Raw genomic sequence first — 18,991 nt, 5'->3', positions numbered from 1 at the left:
GCAGAACGACAAGAGTTAATCAACGCATTCGAATAATGGCTGGCAGACGCCCATAAAGCAAAGCGGCTGAGGCTTCCCACCAATACCGGTGGAAAGCCTCAGCCGCAAATTACGCGATCTTCGAGAATCGCGCTTTTACATCGATATTACAGACCGCTTGCTGCGCCTGAACGGGACGTTCCGTCAACAGCACCACCGTAGCCCGAAACAGGGGCTTGGGCTGCGGCATTTTGCGCCGCGACTTTTGCTTCAGCTGCCTGGATGTTCTCCGGATAGTGAAGCCAGTCATGCGGGTCGTAACCGGCTTTCTCGAGCTGAGCCAGCTCCGCACGCACCTGCTCACGGCTTACCGGCTGACTGGACTGGGCGAACGATGCGACGGGTGCTGCAAAAACAGCAGCAATGAGAACCATCCTGGTGAACGACTTCATGGTGACCTACCTCAACGATTGTTTTAGTTGCGCTTCAGAGCAGCTTCGCTGCCAAGGCTGCACGCAGTCTAAAGGGCAAAAATCGTTAGGGTAAGTACTAGTTTTTGAACTCTCTGTTGCTGATGCGGCAACAATCGGCGAACGTCGCCGTTGAGTATGCAAGAGCGGATGATGCGACCTCCACCCTGCGTGCCTACAACATCACATAGCTCCTGATGACGTGGTCGACCAGGGTCGGCAGACGCTGAGCGACCCGCCGGGAATCGCTGCCTGATCTGGCGTTGCTTGTGGCATTTTCCCAAAGCATCATCAAGGTATCCACCAACGCCTCGGCATCTACTGCATGTGCGGCAATAGCCAGTCGCATCAATAGTGCGCGAAACTCCCGGCCAAGTTCGATACGCGATAGCCTGACAGGATGATCCTCGTCGGAGAACTGTATCGGCGACAATTGCGGCTGCCTGGGCTGATGGCTATCGGAAGCCAGTTCGACGGCGACATCGATAAAGAGCTCGAGCAAGTGCTGGACAGGCTCCTCGCCGGATCGATGTCCAGCTTCCCGCCATTGCGCACGCTGACGATCACAGAGCAGCTCAGCATAAGCTTGTAGAAACGCCTTGCGCGAGCCGAAAATTCGATAGATGTGGCGCTTACTGAGCCGCGTTTGATCGGCGAGCCGATCGAGGTTCAACGACTCGATCGGCTCGCGATAGAAAAGCGCTACTGCAGCTTCAAGAATGGTGTTCCGGAGATCGTCCGTTGGAGCCTCCGGAAGTCTGCCGTTCTTTCGCCGGATCGCGGACCGCGCCACTCGCAATGAGTCGGGTTCACGTTCATCCTGCTGAGCAAATTCATCCACCAATGCTTTCCACATCGTTTAGCCATCCTCTGTGTCAGCAGCCGAACCGGCATCAAAGATTGTTGCAGCGGTTCTTCCGACAAAGCATTTTTGCGAATCTCGCGTGATCGACGCTGGAAGCATCGGCTCGTAAGCCATGTCGCTCCATGCACGCCTCGTCGCATTACTATACGATTGGAAAATATAATGTCAAGTGTGGTTAACACCCCGCAATCATGACGCGGCGCTGACCAAGCCACGCGGAAACGACACTCGACAATCATTACTGGAAGCCTTCCAGCACGGTCTTCCCGATAGCCTTTCCTGTTTCGATCCGTTCGTGTGCGCGGCGAAGATTCGCTGCCGTCAAGGGCCCTTCCACGTGCGTGAGCGTCGTCCGCAGCAGGCCGGCGTCAACCATCTCCGACACTTCTTTCAGCAAGCGGTGTTGCGCATCCATGTCCGCTGTCTGGAACAGCGACCGGGTAAACATCATCTCCCACGAAATCGTGATGCTCTTCGGCTTGAACGGCGCAATGCTGTCGTCGAAGTTGTCGATCAGCGTGATATGGCCTTGGGGGTTCAACGCACGGGCGAGACTGGGGGCGCTACCGGGCATCGAAGTGATCGCCCCGATATAGTCCACGCCATCGAAGCCGATTGCGTGCAGCGCTTCGTCGATGGGCTTGCTGTGGTCCGCAACGTGCTTCGCGCCGAGCTTCTTCACCCACTCGACAGTTTCGGGCCGGGACGCAGAAGCGATGACAGTGAGGCCCGTGAGGCGGGTCGCCAACTGGATCAGCATGGAGCCAACGCCCCCTGCGCCGTTCAGAACGAGCAGCGTGCCGCCAGGTGCGTGCAAGCCACGCGGCACCTTCATGCGATCGAAGAGCATTTCCCATGCAGTTATCGAAGTAAGCGGCAAGGCCGCCGCCTCGGCGAACGACAACGAGGTGGGCTTAGGCCCGACGATCCGCTCGTCGACGAGATGAAACTCCGAGTTGGTCCCGGGGCGATCCATCGCCCCCGCATAGAAGACCTCGTCGCCCGGCCTGAAGAGCGTGACCTCGCTTCCAACCGCGTCGACCACGCCTGCCGCGTCGTAGCCCAACACTCTCGGCAGCGGACTCTCCGAAGGATCCTCCCAGCGACGGCGCTTCACATCCACAGGATTCACCGACACCGCCTTCACGGCGACCCGCAAATCGCGTGGGCCAGGTTCCGGCATCGGAAGTTCGAGCTCGGTCAAAACCTCGACGCCACCCTTTGCTTTATAGCCAATCGCCTTCATTACATTCTCCAATGTCGCCTATGCCGAACTTTTTCGGCTGGGCCGTGCGAAGCACAGGTCAAATCGCTAACGACTGAAATTGCCGATGGTTTGTGGTTCGACCCGTCTGGAATCCTATATCCACAACGGTCGCTCGCCAGTGTCCCGAATGGCAAAGCACCATTGCGCACGGCAGAACGTCATCAGCGAATGGTTGACACGTCTCCACCGGCATCCTAATATACAACAATGCTGCACGCATTCACTATTGTTGAATATATGCAGTGCAGTGCCCGGCAGGAGACATCGAGGTTTTTACGATCGCCATCATTTATTAAGGATTCCTTTCAATGGAAAGCATCTACTTTGAACGTCGTCAGAACGTAGGCCATATCGTGTTGGCCAACCCGCCCTCCAATCTCATCGCGGCTGATTTCGCTGACTGCCTTGAAAAGGCCGTCCGGGACGCCAGCAAGACCGATATCCGGTCGCTCCTGATCCGTGCGGAAGGCCCCGATTTCAGCAAGGGCGGCGACGTCCTCGATTTCATCGACAAAGATTTCGATGACTGGCGGACGTTCATCTCGCAGATTCACCATACCTATCGGTCAATCGAATCCCTTCAGATCCCGACAGTTGCCGCCGTGCGCGGCGCGGTGTTCGGCGGCGCATTCGAACTCGCTCTTGCTTGCGACTTCATCGTCGCGGCGGAGAACGCTACCTTCCGTTGCATTGAAGCGTCCGTTGGCTCGGCGCCTGTCGCTGGCGGCGTGCAGCGCCTCGCGGAAAGAGCGGGTCGTGCGTATGCCGCGCGCTACGCGATGCTGAGCGAACCCATGTCCGGCGCGACCGCCGGTCGGCTCGGCGTTGCCGCCTTCGTCGTCGGCGAAGATGAGGTCGAAAACGTTGCCGACAATCTCGCCATCAAGCTTGCGAACGGCCCTACGCGCTCGTATGGCGCCATTCGGGCCCTTCTCAAGGCATGGTCAGGCGGCGGCGTGCCCGGTGCGGACTCGCTGATCCTCGACCTCACCATGGGGCTGCACATGACGGAAGACGCCAGGAAAGGGCGAACTGCGCGTGCAGAAGCCTTCGCTCGAGGCGAAGAACCGACTCCGGTCGTATTTGTCGGCAAATAAGCCGTTTGTCAGGCGCATTGCACGGAAGAGTCCGATGAACACACTTTCATATCAGCGCGGAACACGTTCCCCAAAGCTGATCGACAAAACCATTGGCGATTCATTTGACGAGATCGCCAGCAAGATGGGTGAGCACGTCGCGGTAGTCAGCCGGCATGAAGGAGTGCAGCTAAGCTACGGCGAACTTCGCGAAAAATCGGATCGGCTTGCGGCCGCGCTTCTCGAGTCAGGACTCAAGCCGGGCGAGCGGATCGGAATCTGGTCCCACACGAACCTCGCCTGGCTGCTACTGCAGTTGGCCACGGCGAAGGCCGGGTTGATACTCGTCAACATCAACCCGGCCTATCGGACCTCTGAGCTGGAGCATGCGCTTAACCTCGTGGGGTGCAAAGCCATCGTGACGATGGTCCGATACCGGTCGAGCGAGTATCTGAACATGTTGCGGGAGCTGGGAAAGGCCCGGCTTCCGAGCCTTGAGACGATCTGGTGGATCGACGATGCGGACTGTCCGGATGAAGCCGGCGCGCAACGCTTCTCCGACCTGCTCCGCTCCGGCGATGCAAACAGCGCAAAGCTTCAGGACGTACGCCGCGCCGTGCGCCCGGACGATGCCGTCAACATCCAGTTCACCAGCGGGACAACAGGGCTTCCCAAGGCCGCTACGCTGAGTCATCGCAACATCCTGAACAACGGCTTCTTCGTGGGCGAGTGCATGAAGCTCACTCACGTGGATCGAGTCTGCGTTCCGGTTCCGATGTACCACTGCTTCGGCATGGTGATGGGCAACCTGGCTTGTCTGACCCATGGCTCGACGATCGTCTACCCTGCGGAGCGCTTCGACGCCGAAGCCGTTCTGGAGACTGTCCAGGCAGAAAAATGCACGGCGCTGTACGGCGTACCGACCATGTTCATCGCGGCGCTCAATCACCCGCGCTTTGCAGAGTTCGATATGAGCAGTCTACGCACCGGCATCATGGCTGGTTCGCCTTGCCCTATCGAGATCATGAAGCGGGTTGTCGGCGAAATGCATTTGCCCGAGATCACGATCGCATACGGCATGACGGAAACGAGCCCTGTGAGCTGCCAAAGCATGACGGATACGCCAGTCGAGCGGCGGGTATCCACGGTAGGCCAGGTGTTGCCTCACCTCGACGTAAAGATTATCGACCCGCTCACCGGCCAGACTGTGGAGCGCGGCCAGACCGGCGAACTCTGCACCCGCGGCTACTCGGTCATGCTCGGCTACTGGAACCAACCCGACCGGACGCGCGACGCAATCGACGCCGAAGGCTGGATGCATTCGGGCGATCTCGCCACGATGGATCCGGATGGCTACGTCAACATCGTCGGGCGCATCAAGGATATGGTCATCCGCGGCGGTGAAAACCTTTATCCCCGCGAGATTGAAGAGTTTCTGTATTCCTGCCCGGGCGTGCTTGATGTGCAGGTGGTCGGCGTACCGGACCAGCACTTCGGCGAAGAACTCTGCGCGTGGATCGTCGTCAGGCCTGAGCCGGTTCTCGACGACGAAGCAGTCCGCGAATTTTGCAAGGGCCGGATAGCGCATTACAAGGTGCCCAAATACATTCGCTTTGTCGACTCGTTTCCGACCACCGTGACGGGAAAAATCCAGAAGTACGTGATTCGGCAAATCATGAGTGAAGAACTCGGACTGGAAGAACAGCACACAGCGTGATACGCCTTGACAACGAGGTCACATCAATCCCGCTACAACCATTTACCGGAGTGCCGCCATGGCAGAAGTTGACGTACAAACCATCTACTTCGTCGCGAAGGATATGGTCAGGCTGGAAGATTTCTATGCGTCGGCGCTGGGGATGCCTGTCCAGTTTCGCGACGAGAACAAGTGGACTCAATTTCGTCTGCAGCGCAGCGCGTTTGCACTGAGTTCGGCGGAGGAAGCGGCAGAGGGAGCCGTTGGGGCCGTCCCCGTCTTCCAGGTCGCCGGTGAGGCACAGGACGAGGTCCGGCAGAAGATCCTGTCCGCAGGCGGCCGGCAACTCGCGCAGCGCGACATGGGCACACACGGCATCGTAACCACCTACCAGGATCCGGAAGAGAACATCTTTCAGGTATTCAGCAAATCTTCGACCCGTTAAGTCAGAAGATCACACACTTCGCACTTACTGGAAAAATCATGAAATTCGGTATATTCGACCAGAACGATCGCAATGGACTGCCTATTCATAAGCAGTACGAAGACAGGATGCAGATTATCGAGCTTTACGACAGGCTCGGCTTCCATGCCTATCACATGTCGGAACACCACGCGACCACGCTAAGCGCTTGCCCGTCGCAAAGCGTGTTTCTTGCCGCTGCCGCACAGCGCACCAAGAGACTGCGCCTGTCACCGCTCGTCTACATTCTCCCGATCCACCACCCGGTCCGTCTCGCTGAAGAAATCTGCATGCTCGACAATCTGAGCGGCGGCCGCCTGGAGTATGGCGTGGGCCGCGGCGCCTCGCCTCACGAAATCGAGGCGCTCGGTATCGATCCGGCCACGGCCCAGGCGAGGTACGTCGAGTCGTATGAAATCATCAAGCGGTATTTGAGTTCGGATACGCTCGACTATCAGGGAACGTTCTGGCAATTCAACGACATGCCGATCGAACTCAAACCACTGCAGACACCCCCTCCGACCTGGTACGCGCTGGCATCGCCGGAGTCGACGGTATGGCCGGCCCAGGAGAAGATGAACATCGTGTGTGGCGGCCCGGTTCAGCGAGTCAGAGCCATCACCGATCGATATCGCGAAGAATTCGCCAGGCGGCACCCGTCCGCCGCGGAGCCGCTCATCGGTGTGAATCGCTACATCGTGGTCGCTGAAACGGACCAGGAGGCGATGAAAATCGCTTCGCGAGCATGGTCGGTTTTCCATCCGAACTTTTTCAAGCTCTGGAAAAAGCACGGGACGGAACCGGTCAACCAGAAGCTTCCGCCGACGATCGAGCCGCTCGTGGAATCGGGTCTGGCCGTTGTGGGCCGACCGGAGACCGTGCGCGAAAAGCTGCTGGAGCAGGCACACGAAGGGGCATTCAACTACCTCATCGGAACATTCACGTTCGGAGACATGTCCGTCTCCGAAGCGAAGACATCGATCGGCCTGTTTCACGAGTCCGTCATGCCGGCGTTCAGCGAGTCGCAAAAGGTTCTGTCATGAGCGGAAGCATTTCGTTAGACGAGGAGCGTCCTGCCGTCAGGACGTTCGAAAAGCGTCAGTTGAGAGACGTGCTCGGGTCCTTCGTCACCGGCGTCACCGTGGTCACCACGCTCGATGGCGAGGGGAAAATGCATGGCCTTACCGCCAATTCGTTTTCCTCGGTCTCGCTGGATCCGCCTCTCGTCCTGTGGAGCCAGGCGACCTCTGCGGGAAGCCACACCGCGTTCAGGGATGCCGGGCGATTCACTATCAACATCCTCGCTGAACATCAATACGAGCTCGCCAATCACTTTGCGACCCGGTCGCCGGACAAATTCGCCGGCATCGACTATGACCTTGGGGTCGACGGACTGCCGCTACTGCGCGATTGCAGCGCATGGCTGGAGTGCAAGGTGGTCTCGCGCTTTCCGGGCGGCGACCACGTGATTTTTGTCGGGTCGGTGGAATGCATACGCCAGAGCACGCGTCGGCCGCTGGTATTCGGCGGTGGACAGTATCTGGTTGCTGACCCACACGACCTCGGCCGCGCGCCGCTCGGAACCGCGGGTACGATGAAATCGCAGCCGCATGCCGTCCGGCTGGCGAGCCGCGCCATGTTGCGGCTCGCGCATACGCTCGACAAGACACTTGCGCTCGCAGCATGGGGCAATCACGGTCCCACGGTGATCGCATGGCAAGCCGCAACCACGCCTGTGGCCGCCGATCTGCCGCTTGGGCTTGTGCTGCCGGTGACTTCTTCCGCTTCGGGCCTGGCGCTGGCGGCGTTCCTTCCGCCCGAAGCCGTCGATCGATTTGTGACAGCGGAACTGCGTGACAACGCACGGCAAGCGTCTGGCGAAGTGCTCCCCACTGCGGAATCGCTCGTAAGCGTACTTGAATCCGTCAGGGTCTCGCAGGTTGCGACGAGGCGCCCCGCTCCGTTCTACGACGACCGTATGCTCGCCAACGCCATCAGCGTGCCCATTCTTTCCCCGAGCGGCATGGCCGTGCTGGCACTGACGGCGATAGGCCCAGCCGAGCATTTCGATGCCGCGGCCGACGGCCATTGCGCAGAAGCCCTCAAAGCCGCCGCGTATGAGATCTCCGCTGCATTGCGAGAAGCGTGAGTTGGCATTCGCCCAAGTTAAAGCGACTGACATATAGGCCAGACTTCAACCATGACTGAAACAGATAGCCACCTACTCGAATCCTCGCTGCCCGCTGTCGAACAGGCACGAGTGAATCTCCCCACACTCGGCGACAAGCGGGTCATCACGTATCGCACTGCTGGTGACGAGCGCGCGCCGGCCATCGTGCTGCTGCATGGTATTGGTTCGAGCTCGGCGGGATATCGCGCTCAGCTTGCCGCACTGAGCAGCAGCCATCGGGTGATTGCCTGGGACGCCCCTGGCTATGGACAAAGCAGCCCCTTTGCGATCAGCACGCCGGCCGCCACGGATTACGCGGATGCGCTCATGGCCTTGCTGTCTGCGCTCGGTATAGCGCGTGCAACCGTCGTAGGCAGTTCGTGGGGTAGCGTCATCGCCGCAACGTTTGCGGCACGGTACCCGTCGGCTACGCACGCCCTTGTATTGAGCGCGCCCAACGTTGCGCGAGGACATCTATCCGGTGCGGAGCGCGAGGCGGCACGAGAAGTTCTGATGCGAAGCGCGGCGGCACAATCGCCCGAGGCACGCGCCGCCGTGGTCAATGCGCTGATCGCGCCGAACGCAAGCCCCCTGGTTCGCGCGGTCGTATCCCGGCTAAGAGACGGGGTGACCCCTACCGGCTGGGAACACGCCGTAGACATGCTCTTCTCTGCGCATACACCATCCATTGTTCGTTCGATCGAGGTGCCGATCTCCGTCATTGTCGGCAGACTGGACCGCGTCGCCCCGGCTGACGAGCATGCGCGGCCGATTCACGAGGCGGCCAATGGTTCGACACTCCTCGTGCTCGATGGGATTGGCCATATGCCGAAGATTGAAGCGCCGGAGGCGTTCAATTCCATTGTGTTGGCAGCGGCGGAAGCCGGGACAGACTGAGGGGCTTCTACCCGATTTTTTTGGGAACCTTGCCCCCCAATGCAGCCGTAGCGCGAACCGCGCTATCGAGTAGCGCCTTGATCTCTTTACCGTCAACGTCCGTGTTCAGCGTTGCAGGCGATCCGATGAGACTGATGGCAAATCGGAGATCGCCGTCCCTGTCCCAGATAGGGGCCGCGACAGACACGTAACCCATTTCCCCGCGATGAACCGTCGTGAAGCCACAGTTGCGCAATTCAGCGATCGCTTCTTCCCGCAAGGAAGCCGCAGTCCATTCCTGTCCCGCAGACAGTTCGTGGCTGATGAGATCGTCGGTACGTGCAGCCTGAAGGCAGGCAATGAACAGCTTTCCCGCAGCAGTCGTGACGAGCGGAATCAGCCCTGTTCTCAGCTCGAGAATGCTGCGCGTCTGTCCCTCCTGCTTGAAGAGACTCACCGGTCCATCTTCGGTCCATGCGGTGACAGCCGCGCCGCTCAGCGTTGCTTCCCGCAGAGCGACCACCTCCCGACGCACGATATCGAATCCGTCAAGTTGATTGATCGCGCTCATGCCCAAAGCAAGCGAGGCCGGCCCGAGCTTGTAGCACCCCGGTTTTTCGTCCGGCGACGCAAGCCCGGTTCGCACCAGACTGATCATGTAGTTGCTCGTCGCGCTTGGCGACAGTTCGGACAACGCAGCAATCTCCTTGAGCGGGAGTGCTCGCTCACTCGTCTGCAACGCCGAAAGGATTCGGAACGCAATCTCGACAGACTGAATGCCGCGCCTCGCAGTCACATTGGTCATTTTTCAACCGTATGGAAGTGATAAAAAATCGCCGCCCCGGGTTTCCACGGACGGCCGTCATGTTGACACGCCTGGGGCATGGCTCCTATAGTGTTCAACATAGATTATCTCATTCATTATTGTTGAACGCAACACCAGCGAGTTAGGACGATCAGAGACAAGCGAGCAGTCGGAACAAAACGCTTGACTCTTTAGCATCGCATTTCATCAGTAGTACAGATTTCATACGCTCCCCTTTATTCAAATAACTTCTTCGGAAGAGCAACAACCGGTTCGGAGACAAGGCATGGCAATTTATGGACGTACGATGGCAGGTGCGATTGCCGCACTTTCTGTGATCAGTGCCGCCAACGCGCAATCCAGCGTTACCTTATATGGAATTGCGGACACGGCAGTGCAGTACATCAGCAACGTCGGAGGACACGCGCTAGTCCAGGAGGGAAACACGCACGCACCCGACATTTTCGGCTTGAAGGGCGTTGAAGATCTCGGCGGCGGGCTGCGCACCATCTTCGATCTTCAGAACGAGTACCTGCTAAACAATGGCCGGGAACTGGTTCCTGGGACCTTATTCAACAGAAAGTCGTATGTTGGACTGCAATCGGACAGCTATGGGACGTTGACGCTCGGTCACCAACCCAGCTTCATGTACGACATTCTGTCCAGCTATCAAACGCCCTTCCTCCTCGGCAACATTCTCACGCTTCATCAAGGCAATCTGGATGAAATTGCCAACTTCTTCCAGTTCAACAATGCAGTGAAATATGTGAGTCCGACCATTGGCGGGTTCTCCTCGGGGGCGGAATTTGCCTTTGGCAATGTGGCCGGCAATTTCAGCGAGAGCAGAGACTACTCTTTCTTTGTCCAGTACAAGGCAGGGCCGCTGAGTCTGGCCGCCACGTATGCGAACGAGAACAACCGCTTTCTGGAGCTTTCCAGTTTTATCGGTCTGCCGTCGCTCTTTGGAACGTCACTGCCTCAGGCCGAAGGCGTTGTCGCCAACAAGCTCGTCAATTGGGGGCTCGGCGCATCGTATCAGTTGAAAAATGTGCTGCTACACGCCACGTTTACGCAGTCGCGCATCACATTGGCGACTGGCCGCGGTAACGCCAACACCGTCGATGCCGGTGCGAACTGGACCATCGTGCCCGACGATGTCCTCTCGGTCGGCGGATGGGTGGAAAATCTCGACGGCGGAAACTGGAAGACCATTACCGTCTCGAATGCTTACCTCCTGTCGAAACGAACTACCGTCTACCAGCAGGTGACTTACCAACACGCGTCAGGCGCCAATGGCTTCGCTTCGCTCGCGGCCGCAGGCGTGGCATCCGGCCGGTCCACCACCGGCGTCTCGATTGGTATTCAGCACAACTTCTAGCGGTGCAACTGCCGTATGTGTATCGCCTCTAACGATAGGTTGCATCGAAATGTATAGGCTTCTTTCAGGGCATGGAATCGCGTACCTTTCCTTTCACGAGATCACACGCCGAGGGGCGGTTTTGTCCAAGACCGCCGCCTTTGCACCTAGTCTATGAGGAATAGCATGCAGAACGTCCATGCCGGTAACGCGGCGATTCCGGCCATAGGCTTCGGCACCTACGGGATGACTGGCGACGACATCTATCGAATGATTCCTGAAGCCCTTCGTGCCGGCTTCCGTCATATCGACACCGGGCAAATCTACCGTAACGAGGCAGAAATCGGCGACTGCGTCGCCGCATCCGGCATCCCAAGAAGCGACATATTTCTGACGACCAAGGTCTGGGTGAGCAACTACTCAGCAAGGCACTTCGATGCGTCCGTCAACGAAAGCCTACGCAAGCTCAAGACCGACTACATCGACCTGCTCCTGCTGCACTGGCCGGGAGGATCGGATGTGCCTCTCGCCGAACAGATCGGGGAGCTCAATGCGGTCGTGCGTGCCGGCAAGGTCCGGCACATTGGCGTCAGCAACTTCAACCGCGCACAGATGGCGGAAGCGATCCGGCTCTCAGCAGCGCCATTGGTCACGAATCAGTTCGAATACCATCCGTATCTGAACCAGTCCTTGCTTATCGAAAGCACGCGCGAGACCGGGCTTGCCGTGACAGGATATTGCGGCATGGCGGTTGGCCGAGTGTTCTCGGACCCAACGCTCAAGGAGATCGCCGCTCGTCATGACAAAACCATCGCCCAGATCGTCTTGCGGTGGCTTGTTCAACAGCGCGGCGTTGTGGCGCTTTCGAGAACCACGCGGATCGATCGATTGGCACAAAACCTGGCGGTGTTCGACTTCGAGTTAGATGACGCGGACATGGCCGCAATTCACGCATTGGCGACGGCAAACAGCCGGATTGTCGATCCGCCCGGTCTTGCCCCGCGGTGGGATAGCACAGCTGTCTGATCAGCCGGTCTTTGGCGTGATACCGGAAACGAAACAACGGCATCAATCAAGGTCGGCACGCAGCGGTGACTGTGCAGTGCACAGGTGGCGCCAGCGGAGCCGATCTTCTTCACGTCGCCCTCTTCATCATTTTGACCTCCTGATCGACATCGGCCTAACGAAACCCGCAATGGGCTGATTCGTGAGTCGATAGTATGGTCGGCACCTTCACGCGTGCATCTCCTGAATTGCAACGCATCATTGCGCTTGATGAAACGTTGAAACCCCGTTCAGGCCGCACCGGCGCATGTGACATCACATCAATCCAACCGGGAACATGCTCGCGATTGCATTGCTCACTAAACTTTGCAAACGTAAAAAATAACGTATAAGATGAATCCAAGCCGAGGAGGGAATCGCCCCGCCCGATGCTAAAGAATTCCTCATAGGAGACAACGGCCATGCCGAAGCGAAAAATTGACACGCACCAACATTTCCTGCCGAAGCTCTACGTGGACGCGGTTGGGCTGGACTTGCTGAATGCGGCGATGCCGGGCGGCGTGGCCCCAACCTGGTCCGTCGAGGCAGCCCTCGCGATGATGGATGAAAACGGAATCGACGAAGGCATCCTGTCCATCTCGTCCGGCCCCACGCTTCCGGATGCGGCCACACTGCTGAGAAAATGCAACGACCTCGCAGCGGAACTCAGAGCCCGGCATCCCGGACGGTTCGGCTCATTTGCAAGCTTGCCGCTGCCCGACGTTGACGCCGCTCTGAAGGAAGTCAGCTATTGCCTTGACGTGCTGAAGGTGGACGGTTTCATTGCCTTTACGAACTACAACGGGCTGTATCTGGGGGACGAGCATTTCACGCCGCTGTGGGAAGAACTGAACCGGCGCGGGACCGTGGTTTTCATTCACCCCAATCAGCCGCCTCACGAAATACCACCGGTCGCTCCGGCGTCCGTGCTTGAGTATCCCTTCGAAACGACACGTACAGCCACCAGCCTGATCATGTCAGGGGCGATGAGCCGCTTCAGGAACATCCGGTTTATTCTCTCGCATGCTGGCGGGACCCTGCCGTTTCTCGTCCCTCGCATCGCCCTCTCCATTTCCATGATGCCCGCGGTGGCCGAGCGCGTGGGCGACACGTTGGCGGCGGTCAGATCTTTCTACTTCGACACAGCGCTTTCCGCCGGCAACGCGCCCCTCAGTGCGCTGACGCAAGTGGCGGACCCCGATCACATTCTCTTCGGGACCGATTTCCCGTTCGCACCGACAAGCGCAATCCGGCAGTTCGGGAAAGTGCTCGATAATATCCAGATCCCCGGCATCGAGTTGGACAAGGTCTACGGAGACAATGCTGCCCGGTTGCTTGGGCGCTAACGGGTTTGCCAACGCGGAGTTCAAGGAAAGACGATGCGTAATATCAACGAAGAGACCATCACCCAGGCGGTGCTCATGGCAATGGCCGGCTGTAACAACGACAGGCTGCGCACGGTAATGACCAGCCTTGTCCAGCATTTGCATTCGTTCGCAAGAGACGTGAAGTTGAGCGAGAGTGAATGGGCATATGCCATCAACTTCCTCACCGAGGTCGGCCATATCACGGACGAAAAACGCCAGGAGTTCGTCCTTCTGTCCGACACGCTCGGTTTGTCGATGCTGGTTACGACGCAGAACAACCGCAAGCCGGCCGAATGCACGGAAGCAACCGTTCTTGGCCCCTTCTTTGTTGCCGGCGCCCCCGAGTACAGGAACGGTGACGATATCTCGAACGGTGCGGCGGGTCTCCCCTGCTTTGTTGCCGGCCGCGTTCGGGGTCTTTCCGGAGAACCTGTAGCCGGCGCAGCGATCGAAGTCTGGCAATCCGATGAAGACGGGTACTACGACGTGCAGTACGGAGACTCGCAGGATCCAAACGTGGAGTTTCAAGCGCGTGGTCGTTTGCAGACGCTGCCAGACGGGCTCTTTCATTTCCGCTCGATTCTCGCCGAGGCCTATCCCATTCCGCACGACGGCCCGGTTGGCCGAATGCTCGATGCGCTCGGACGCCATCCGTGGCGCCCAGCCCATCTGCACTTCTGGATCACAGCGCCAGGGTACGAGCCGTTGATTACGCACGTGTTCAGGAACGGGGACAAGTATCTCGACTCGGACGCCGTATTCGGCGTGCGCTCAACGTTGATCGTCGACTGGGTCGAGCACTCGCCGGGCATCGCGCCGGACGGCACGGCGATGGACACCCCGTTTTATACGCTCGATTACGACTTCGTTCTCAACCCTGCGGCACGCGGGTCATGAACGGGCATATTCTCGCCGGAACCCGCCATGTCACCATCTGAATTCGTCTATAACGGGCGCGGCACGCGTGTCGTCTTCGGGTGCGGCTCACGCGGCCACATCGAACGCGAATTGCACACGCTGCAAGTAGGCCGCGCTCTGGTTCTGTGTAGTCACGAGCAACGCACATTGGGTGTATCGGTTGCCGATCAGTTGGGTGTACTCGCAGCGGGTGTCTTTGATCGAGCTGCCATGCACGTACCGGTCGAACTGGTCACGGAGGTACGCACGGTTGCCACGTCGCTGGATGCCGACTGCCTCATCGCCGTGGGCGGCGGCTCCGCAATCGGCCTCGCGAAGGGCCTTGCTCTCGAGACAGGTCTGCCCATTCTCGCCGTGCCGACCACTTACGCCGGCAGTGAGATGACGCCCATTTTCGGGTTGACCGAATCGGGCCTGAAACGGACCGGCACCGATCTGCGCGTATTACCGAAGACGGTTGTCTACGATCCGGACCTGACCCTGACGCTGCCGGTCAGCATGTCCGTAACCAGCGGCATCAACGCAATCGCACACGCGGCAGAAGGTCTGTATTCACGCGATGCCAATCCGCTTACCAGCCTGATGGCCGAAGAAGGCATCGCAGCGCTCGCGCGCAGCTTACCCAAAATCGTCGCACAGCCGAACGACCCATCCGCACGCACCGATGCGCTTTATGGCGCCTGGCTTTGCGGCGCCGTGCTCGGAAGCGTCGGCATGGCATTGCACCACAAGCTATGTCATACGCTCGGCGGCAGTTTCAATCTGCCGCATGCGCCCACCCATACAATCGTGCTGCCGCACGCCCTGGCGTACAACGCAGGCGCAGTGCCGGATGCGATGAAACGGATCGCACGGGCGCTCGGGCACGACAGCGCGGCGCAAGGTCTGTACGAACTCGCGCGCGCAAACGGTGCACCCGTTGCACTCAAGGAGATCGGCATGCGCGAAGAGCAACTCGACCAGGCCACCGACATTGCCTGCAACAACGCCTACTGGAATCCCCGTCCGCTAGAACGCGAAGCAATTCGCGCTTTACTGCAGCGGGCATTCGACGGTAGCGCACCCATTGATGGCTTGTAGAACGAGTTTCCTTTCAACGTGTCGCAAGGTATTCGCACATGGCGTCACCTACCCTTCCTGAGGCAAGAGATATCCGGGCACGCCGCCCGGTTGAACTGAAGCGTACTGAACAGTTGCGCGCGCAGGAAACGCGTTCGGCCATCCTGAATGCGGCTCTTACGGAATTTTCATCGAAGGGTTTCGAGGCCGCGAGCATTCGTAGCATTGCAGACCGGATTGGGATGCAACATCCGCTCGTCACCTACCACTTTCGTTCCAAAGAAATTCTGTGGCAGGCGGTGGCCGAATATGTATTCGAGCGCGTCCGGCAAGAACGCGATGCAAGTCTGTCCGGCTTCGGTCCGGCTAGCGCGGTCGATCGGCTCAAGCTGGCATATAGGGCGCTATTTCGCTTCACGGTAGCGTTTCCCGAGTTCCACCGTTTCATACTTCAGGAATCGCTCGGGTCCAGCTCGCGGCTGCAATGGCTCGCCGATGCTTTTCTGAAACCGTTAATCGGCTGGTTGCTACCGCAAATCCGCGCCGCCCAGGAGGAACACGCGTTACCCAACGTCGAGCCGATTGTTTTCCACTACATGCTGATTAGTCTGACGTCGACCCTCTCGGGCTTCGGTCCGGAATTTTCGGCGACCAGTGATCTATCACCATCCGATCCGGCGCTGGCCGAAGAATATTGGCGCACCGTCGAGCAGCTCGTGTTCGGAGCGTTTGCATCACGCTAGAGGGCGCCGCATCCCGCAACGCGGTATTTGCCGACGCCCGCCCTAAACGGTCGATCTCCGCTGACACAACAACATCAGTTGAGTGCCTTGCGCGCTGTCAATGCCTTACCCGCGCGCGCACCATTCTCCCTGCCCATTTGCTGACTCACCCAATCGCCAATCGAAACGACGGCGTCCAGATCAATGCCTGTTTCGATGCCGAGGCCATCCAGAAGGTAGAGCAGATCTTCGGTCGCAACATTGCCGGTGGCGCCTTTGGCATAGGGGCAACCGCCCAGTCCACCAACAGACGCGTGGAACGTTGTCATTCCAACCTGAAGGGCGCCGAAGATATTGGCCAACGCCTGCCCATAGGTATCGTGAAAGTGACCAGCGAGACTCGCCAGTGGAAACTCCCTGGAAGCGGCCCCAACCACTCGCTGAACCTGGTGCGCCGTACCCACCCCAATGGTGTCGGCAATGTCGATTTCGTCACACCCCAGATCGCGAAAACGCCTGACCATATCGACGACGGCATCGACACTCACCGCCCCCTGGTACGGGCATCCGAACGAGCATGAAATGCTGGCGCGCAATCGCAATCCCGTTTCTTTCGCCGCACGCGCAACCGGCGCAAATCGTTCGAGCGACTCGGCGACAGAACAATTGATGTTGCGAATGGAAAATGCTTCGCTCGCCGCACCGAAAATGACGACCTCGTCGACCTTACTCTCAATCGCGGCCTCGAGCCCTCTCATGTTGGGTGTCAGCGCGGCATACGAGACCCCCGCTGCGCGATCGATCCCAGCCAAAACTTCCGCACCGTCGGCCATTTGCGGAATCCATTTTGGCGAGACGAAGGACGCCGCTTCGATTCGTTGTACGCCGGCGCCAACGAGCCGATTGACCAGTTCAATCTTGGTGTCCGTTGGGATGAACGTGCTTTCCGCCTGCAGACCGTCTCTAGGCCCGACTTCGACAACGTGTACGCGCTTTGGAAGGCCGCTATTCATGCCCTCTCTCCAACGTTCCTGCTGATTCATTGAAAACTCCATTTCGTGGCGAGGGTCGCCTCTCCAGGCGAGACCCTCGTTTCCACTATTTACTTCGAGAGCACTTGCCCCAGTGCCCGGCGAAGTTCGACAACCGGATCACCAGGCAACGCAAGGCTACGCCAGGCAACATGATGGTCCGGGCGGGTCAATACGCAACCACTGTCGCCGATCTCACGCACGCGAGCCCAGTCGCCCGTGTGGTCCGCATAGGCCTGACGCGGACCAATAACGTGTACGTCGATCTTCAACCCCAGCTCTTCACCGACCTTTGACGCAGCCTCAACCCACGCTTCGCCGCCAAGACCGGTGAACAGTACGAACCGCCCATGTCCTGCGAGGTCAAGCGTTGAGTGTTGCCGTCCGCGCGCATCGAAAATCCAGGCATGCGGCAGACGCGCGCCGGGCCAGGTCGTCGCCTGGTAATACAGCTCACGGTCACGCGTGAATTCCGGTTCGGCTTGCCCATCGGTCACCGCAGCGCTCGATTGGTAGCGTTGATTCATCTCCACGCCCTGGGCGTCCAGTTCATATCGCTTGAACGCCAATGCTTCCCGAATTTCGTCCCGCTGTTTTTCGGCGGCCGCCGTGGATCCGCTTCGAGCATGCATATTCGCTTGCAGGACTTCCCCGTCATTCGATTTGTCGATGCCAAGCGCGCTATAGAGCGGAGCAAATTCGGCAATCGACTGGTTCGCGCGGGTGACGACCTGCTTGGCGATCGGTGCGCGCTCGACCGAATAGGTATCCAGAAGCGCTGCACCCGCGCGCCCCTTGATGACTTCCGCGAGCTTCCATGCGAGGTTGAACGCGTCCTGAATCGACGTGTTGGAGCCCAAGCCGCCGGATGGCGGGTGCCGGTGGGTCGCGTCGCCCATGCAGAACACTCGCCCCTCCTGCATGCGGGTCGCGTACATGTTATTCACTGTCCACGTATTCGCGCCCAACAGTTCGATCTCGAGATCCGGCTTGCCCACGAGTTGACGTGCGATCGTGGTGGCCTTTGCCTCGTCCACAACCGGCGTAGGCTCGTTGATGTCATAACCCCAAACGATCAACCACTCGTGCCAGGGTCGAACCATCCGGATCAGGCCCATCCCGATACCACCCACTTCCGCGCCCGGTTGCATGATTGGGTACAACACTGCCGGGCGGTGCGCGACGAATTCAGACAGGTCCGCACGGAACCAGATGTTCATCGATCCCCGCACACCCATCTGCCCTTCGAAAGGCAGACCTGCATCTTTTGCGACCTTGGAGTTCCCGCCGTCTGCGCCGATCAGGTACTTCGATTTGACCGTGAACTCCTCGCCCGACAATCGGTCGCGGCAGCGCGTGAGAACACCCTCGTCAGTTTGCGTATGGCTCAGATATTCCGTGCTCATCCGCGCTTCGGTGCCTCGCGAGCAAGCCGTTTTGAAAAGCAGCGGCTCCATGAACGTCTGCGGCAAATCGTTCATCTTCGTCGGACTCGACAATTGACGCTCCGCTCTGGAGAGCGGATGCAGTCCCCAACTGGGCACCCGGCCAATCTCCTCACCGGTCAGGCTTTCGCAGAAAACCGTTCCGCCCATCAGATCCTGATCCGTCGCGTGCAGGTAGGCTTCCTGCTCCACCTGCTGGCCGAGGTCACGCAGGACCTCCATGGTGCGCAGGTTCGTGATGTGCGCTCGCGGCGTGTTGGCCAGCCAACGATACTGGTTGACGACCATGTTATTGATACCGTACGTCGAAAGCAGCGCGGCACTGGCAGAGCCGGCAGGCCCCGTTCCGACGATGAGTACGTCCGTGGTTATTTCATACAT

At 59.0% G+C, this 18,991-nt stretch carries 18 protein-coding genes; 12 read left to right on the top strand and 6 right to left on the bottom strand.

The window, feature by feature from the left end; all coding sequences use genetic code 11:
• Nucleotides 1-146: 146 nt before the first annotated feature.
• The 3 genes from M0D68_RS08100 to M0D68_RS08090 form a co-directional block, all read right to left on the bottom strand.
• Nucleotides 147-431, bottom strand: coding sequence for a DUF4148 domain-containing protein (locus M0D68_RS08100; RefSeq protein WP_093639982.1), 285 nt, complete (start codon nucleotides 429-431; stop codon nucleotides 147-149).
• 193 nt (nucleotides 432-624) lie between these two features.
• Nucleotides 625-1,305 (bottom strand): TetR/AcrR family transcriptional regulator, encoded by a 681-nt coding sequence (locus M0D68_RS08095; protein ID WP_266224145.1) that lies wholly within the window; start codon nucleotides 1,303-1,305, stop codon nucleotides 625-627.
• 247 nt (nucleotides 1,306-1,552) lie between these two features.
• The gene (locus tag M0D68_RS08090; RefSeq protein ID WP_266224144.1) at nucleotides 1,553-2,560 is read right to left on the bottom strand and encodes a zinc-binding alcohol dehydrogenase family protein; all 1,008 of its coding nucleotides are present in this window, start codon (nucleotides 2,558-2,560) and stop codon (nucleotides 1,553-1,555) included.
• Between the two features lie 329 nt (nucleotides 2,561-2,889).
• Between M0D68_RS08090 and M0D68_RS08085 the strand changes: the two genes are divergently transcribed.
• From M0D68_RS08085 to M0D68_RS08060, 6 genes are read left to right on the top strand one after another with little or no spacing between them, the layout of a single operon-like run.
• Nucleotides 2,890-3,678, top strand: a complete 789-nt coding sequence (locus M0D68_RS08085) for an enoyl-CoA hydratase/isomerase family protein (protein ID WP_266224143.1) — start codon at nucleotides 2,890-2,892, stop codon at nucleotides 3,676-3,678.
• A gap of 34 nt (nucleotides 3,679-3,712) precedes the next feature.
• Nucleotides 3,713-5,374, top strand: coding sequence for an AMP-binding protein (locus tag M0D68_RS08080; protein WP_266224187.1), 1,662 nt, complete (start codon nucleotides 3,713-3,715; stop codon nucleotides 5,372-5,374).
• Between the two features lie 58 nt (nucleotides 5,375-5,432).
• Nucleotides 5,433-5,798 (top strand): VOC family protein, encoded by a 366-nt coding sequence (locus M0D68_RS08075; RefSeq protein ID WP_093639997.1) that lies wholly within the window; start codon nucleotides 5,433-5,435, stop codon nucleotides 5,796-5,798.
• Nucleotides 5,799-5,836: 38 nt separating this feature from the next.
• Nucleotides 5,837-6,859 (top strand): LLM class flavin-dependent oxidoreductase, encoded by a 1,023-nt coding sequence (locus M0D68_RS08070; protein WP_200619084.1) that lies wholly within the window; start codon nucleotides 5,837-5,839, stop codon nucleotides 6,857-6,859.
• Nucleotides 6,856-7,965, top strand: coding sequence for a flavin reductase (locus M0D68_RS08065; protein ID WP_200619083.1), 1,110 nt, complete (start codon nucleotides 6,856-6,858; stop codon nucleotides 7,963-7,965). The genes M0D68_RS08070 and M0D68_RS08065 overlap by 4 nt, the downstream gene beginning before the upstream one ends.
• Before the next feature lie 51 nt (nucleotides 7,966-8,016).
• On the top strand, nucleotides 8,017-8,883 hold the full coding sequence (locus tag M0D68_RS08060; protein WP_266224142.1) for an alpha/beta fold hydrolase: 867 nt from the start codon (nucleotides 8,017-8,019) through the stop codon (nucleotides 8,881-8,883).
• A gap of 7 nt (nucleotides 8,884-8,890) precedes the next feature.
• On the opposite strand, the gene M0D68_RS08055 is transcribed toward M0D68_RS08060, so the two are convergent.
• Entirely contained in the window at nucleotides 8,891-9,667 is a 777-nt protein-coding gene (locus tag M0D68_RS08055) for an IclR family transcriptional regulator (RefSeq protein ID WP_093640011.1), read from the bottom strand.
• Nucleotides 9,668-9,953: 286 nt separating this feature from the next.
• Between M0D68_RS08055 and M0D68_RS08050 the strand changes: the two genes are divergently transcribed.
• From M0D68_RS08050 to M0D68_RS08025, 6 genes are all read left to right on the top strand, one after another.
• Entirely contained in the window at nucleotides 9,954-11,045 is a 1,092-nt protein-coding gene (locus M0D68_RS08050) for a porin (protein ID WP_266224141.1), read from the top strand.
• Between the two features lie 165 nt (nucleotides 11,046-11,210).
• Nucleotides 11,211-12,050, top strand: a complete 840-nt coding sequence (locus M0D68_RS08045) for an aldo/keto reductase (RefSeq protein ID WP_093640017.1) — start codon at nucleotides 11,211-11,213, stop codon at nucleotides 12,048-12,050.
• Nucleotides 12,051-12,490: 440 nt separating this feature from the next.
• Nucleotides 12,491-13,414, top strand: a complete 924-nt coding sequence (locus M0D68_RS08040; protein WP_266224140.1) for an amidohydrolase family protein — start codon at nucleotides 12,491-12,493, stop codon at nucleotides 13,412-13,414.
• A 33-nt stretch (nucleotides 13,415-13,447) separates the two neighbouring features.
• The gene (locus tag M0D68_RS08035) at nucleotides 13,448-14,332 is read left to right on the top strand and encodes an intradiol ring-cleavage dioxygenase (RefSeq protein WP_266224139.1); all 885 of its coding nucleotides are present in this window, start codon (nucleotides 13,448-13,450) and stop codon (nucleotides 14,330-14,332) included.
• 27 nt (nucleotides 14,333-14,359) lie between these two features.
• Nucleotides 14,360-15,433, top strand: coding sequence for a maleylacetate reductase (locus tag M0D68_RS08030; protein ID WP_266224138.1), 1,074 nt, complete (start codon nucleotides 14,360-14,362; stop codon nucleotides 15,431-15,433).
• Nucleotides 15,434-15,546: 113 nt separating this feature from the next.
• On the top strand, nucleotides 15,547-16,155 hold the full coding sequence (locus tag M0D68_RS08025) for a TetR/AcrR family transcriptional regulator (RefSeq protein ID WP_167378459.1): 609 nt from the start codon (nucleotides 15,547-15,549) through the stop codon (nucleotides 16,153-16,155).
• Between the two features lie 74 nt (nucleotides 16,156-16,229).
• On the opposite strand, the gene M0D68_RS08020 is transcribed toward M0D68_RS08025, so the two are convergent.
• Nucleotides 16,230-17,177 carry a hydroxymethylglutaryl-CoA lyase gene (locus M0D68_RS08020; RefSeq protein WP_266224137.1) on the bottom strand — a complete coding sequence of 316 codons (948 nt, stop codon included), beginning with the start codon at nucleotides 17,175-17,177 and terminating at the stop codon, nucleotides 16,230-16,232.
• A 59-nt stretch (nucleotides 17,178-17,236) separates the two neighbouring features.
• Nucleotides 17,237-18,991 carry an FAD-dependent monooxygenase gene (locus M0D68_RS08015; protein WP_200652292.1) on the bottom strand — a complete coding sequence of 585 codons (1,755 nt, stop codon included), beginning with the start codon at nucleotides 18,989-18,991 and terminating at the stop codon, nucleotides 17,237-17,239.

Source organism: Paraburkholderia sp. SEWSISQ10-3 4 (assembly GCF_030464785.1).
GTDB lineage: Bacteria > Pseudomonadota > Gammaproteobacteria > Burkholderiales > Burkholderiaceae > Paraburkholderia > Paraburkholderia aspalathi.
The sequence above is the reverse complement of the archived record's forward strand: the minus strand, read 5'-3'. Positions and strand labels throughout refer to the sequence as shown.

Coding starts and splice junctions, on each gene's coding strand:
- M0D68_RS08020 (WP_266224137.1), bottom strand. CDS start 17,177: ATGAATCAGCAGGAACGTTGGAGAGAGGGCATGAATAGCGGCCTTCCA.
- M0D68_RS08045 (WP_093640017.1), top strand. CDS start 11,211: ATGCAGAACGTCCATGCCGGTAACGCGGCGATTCCGGCCATAGGCTTC.
- M0D68_RS08050 (WP_266224141.1), top strand. CDS start 9,954: ATGGCAATTTATGGACGTACGATGGCAGGTGCGATTGCCGCACTTTCT.
- M0D68_RS08065 (WP_200619083.1), top strand. CDS start 6,856: ATGAGCGGAAGCATTTCGTTAGACGAGGAGCGTCCTGCCGTCAGGACG.
- M0D68_RS08030 (WP_266224138.1), top strand. CDS start 14,360: ATGTCACCATCTGAATTCGTCTATAACGGGCGCGGCACGCGTGTCGTC.
- M0D68_RS08085 (WP_266224143.1), top strand. CDS start 2,890: ATGGAAAGCATCTACTTTGAACGTCGTCAGAACGTAGGCCATATCGTG.
- M0D68_RS08100 (WP_093639982.1), bottom strand. CDS start 431: ATGAAGTCGTTCACCAGGATGGTTCTCATTGCTGCTGTTTTTGCAGCA.
- M0D68_RS08095 (WP_266224145.1), bottom strand. CDS start 1,305: ATGTGGAAAGCATTGGTGGATGAATTTGCTCAGCAGGATGAACGTGAA.
- M0D68_RS08060 (WP_266224142.1), top strand. CDS start 8,017: ATGACTGAAACAGATAGCCACCTACTCGAATCCTCGCTGCCCGCTGTC.
- M0D68_RS08080 (WP_266224187.1), top strand. CDS start 3,713: ATGAACACACTTTCATATCAGCGCGGAACACGTTCCCCAAAGCTGATC.
- M0D68_RS08055 (WP_093640011.1), bottom strand. CDS start 9,667: ATGACCAATGTGACTGCGAGGCGCGGCATTCAGTCTGTCGAGATTGCG.
- M0D68_RS08090 (WP_266224144.1), bottom strand. CDS start 2,560: ATGAAGGCGATTGGCTATAAAGCAAAGGGTGGCGTCGAGGTTTTGACC.
- M0D68_RS08035 (WP_266224139.1), top strand. CDS start 13,448: ATGCGTAATATCAACGAAGAGACCATCACCCAGGCGGTGCTCATGGCA.
- M0D68_RS08015 (WP_200652292.1), bottom strand. CDS start 18,991: ATGTATGAAATAACCACGGACGTACTCATCGTCGGAACGGGGCCTGCC.
- M0D68_RS08040 (WP_266224140.1), top strand. CDS start 12,491: ATGCCGAAGCGAAAAATTGACACGCACCAACATTTCCTGCCGAAGCTC.
- M0D68_RS08075 (WP_093639997.1), top strand. CDS start 5,433: ATGGCAGAAGTTGACGTACAAACCATCTACTTCGTCGCGAAGGATATG.
- M0D68_RS08070 (WP_200619084.1), top strand. CDS start 5,837: ATGAAATTCGGTATATTCGACCAGAACGATCGCAATGGACTGCCTATT.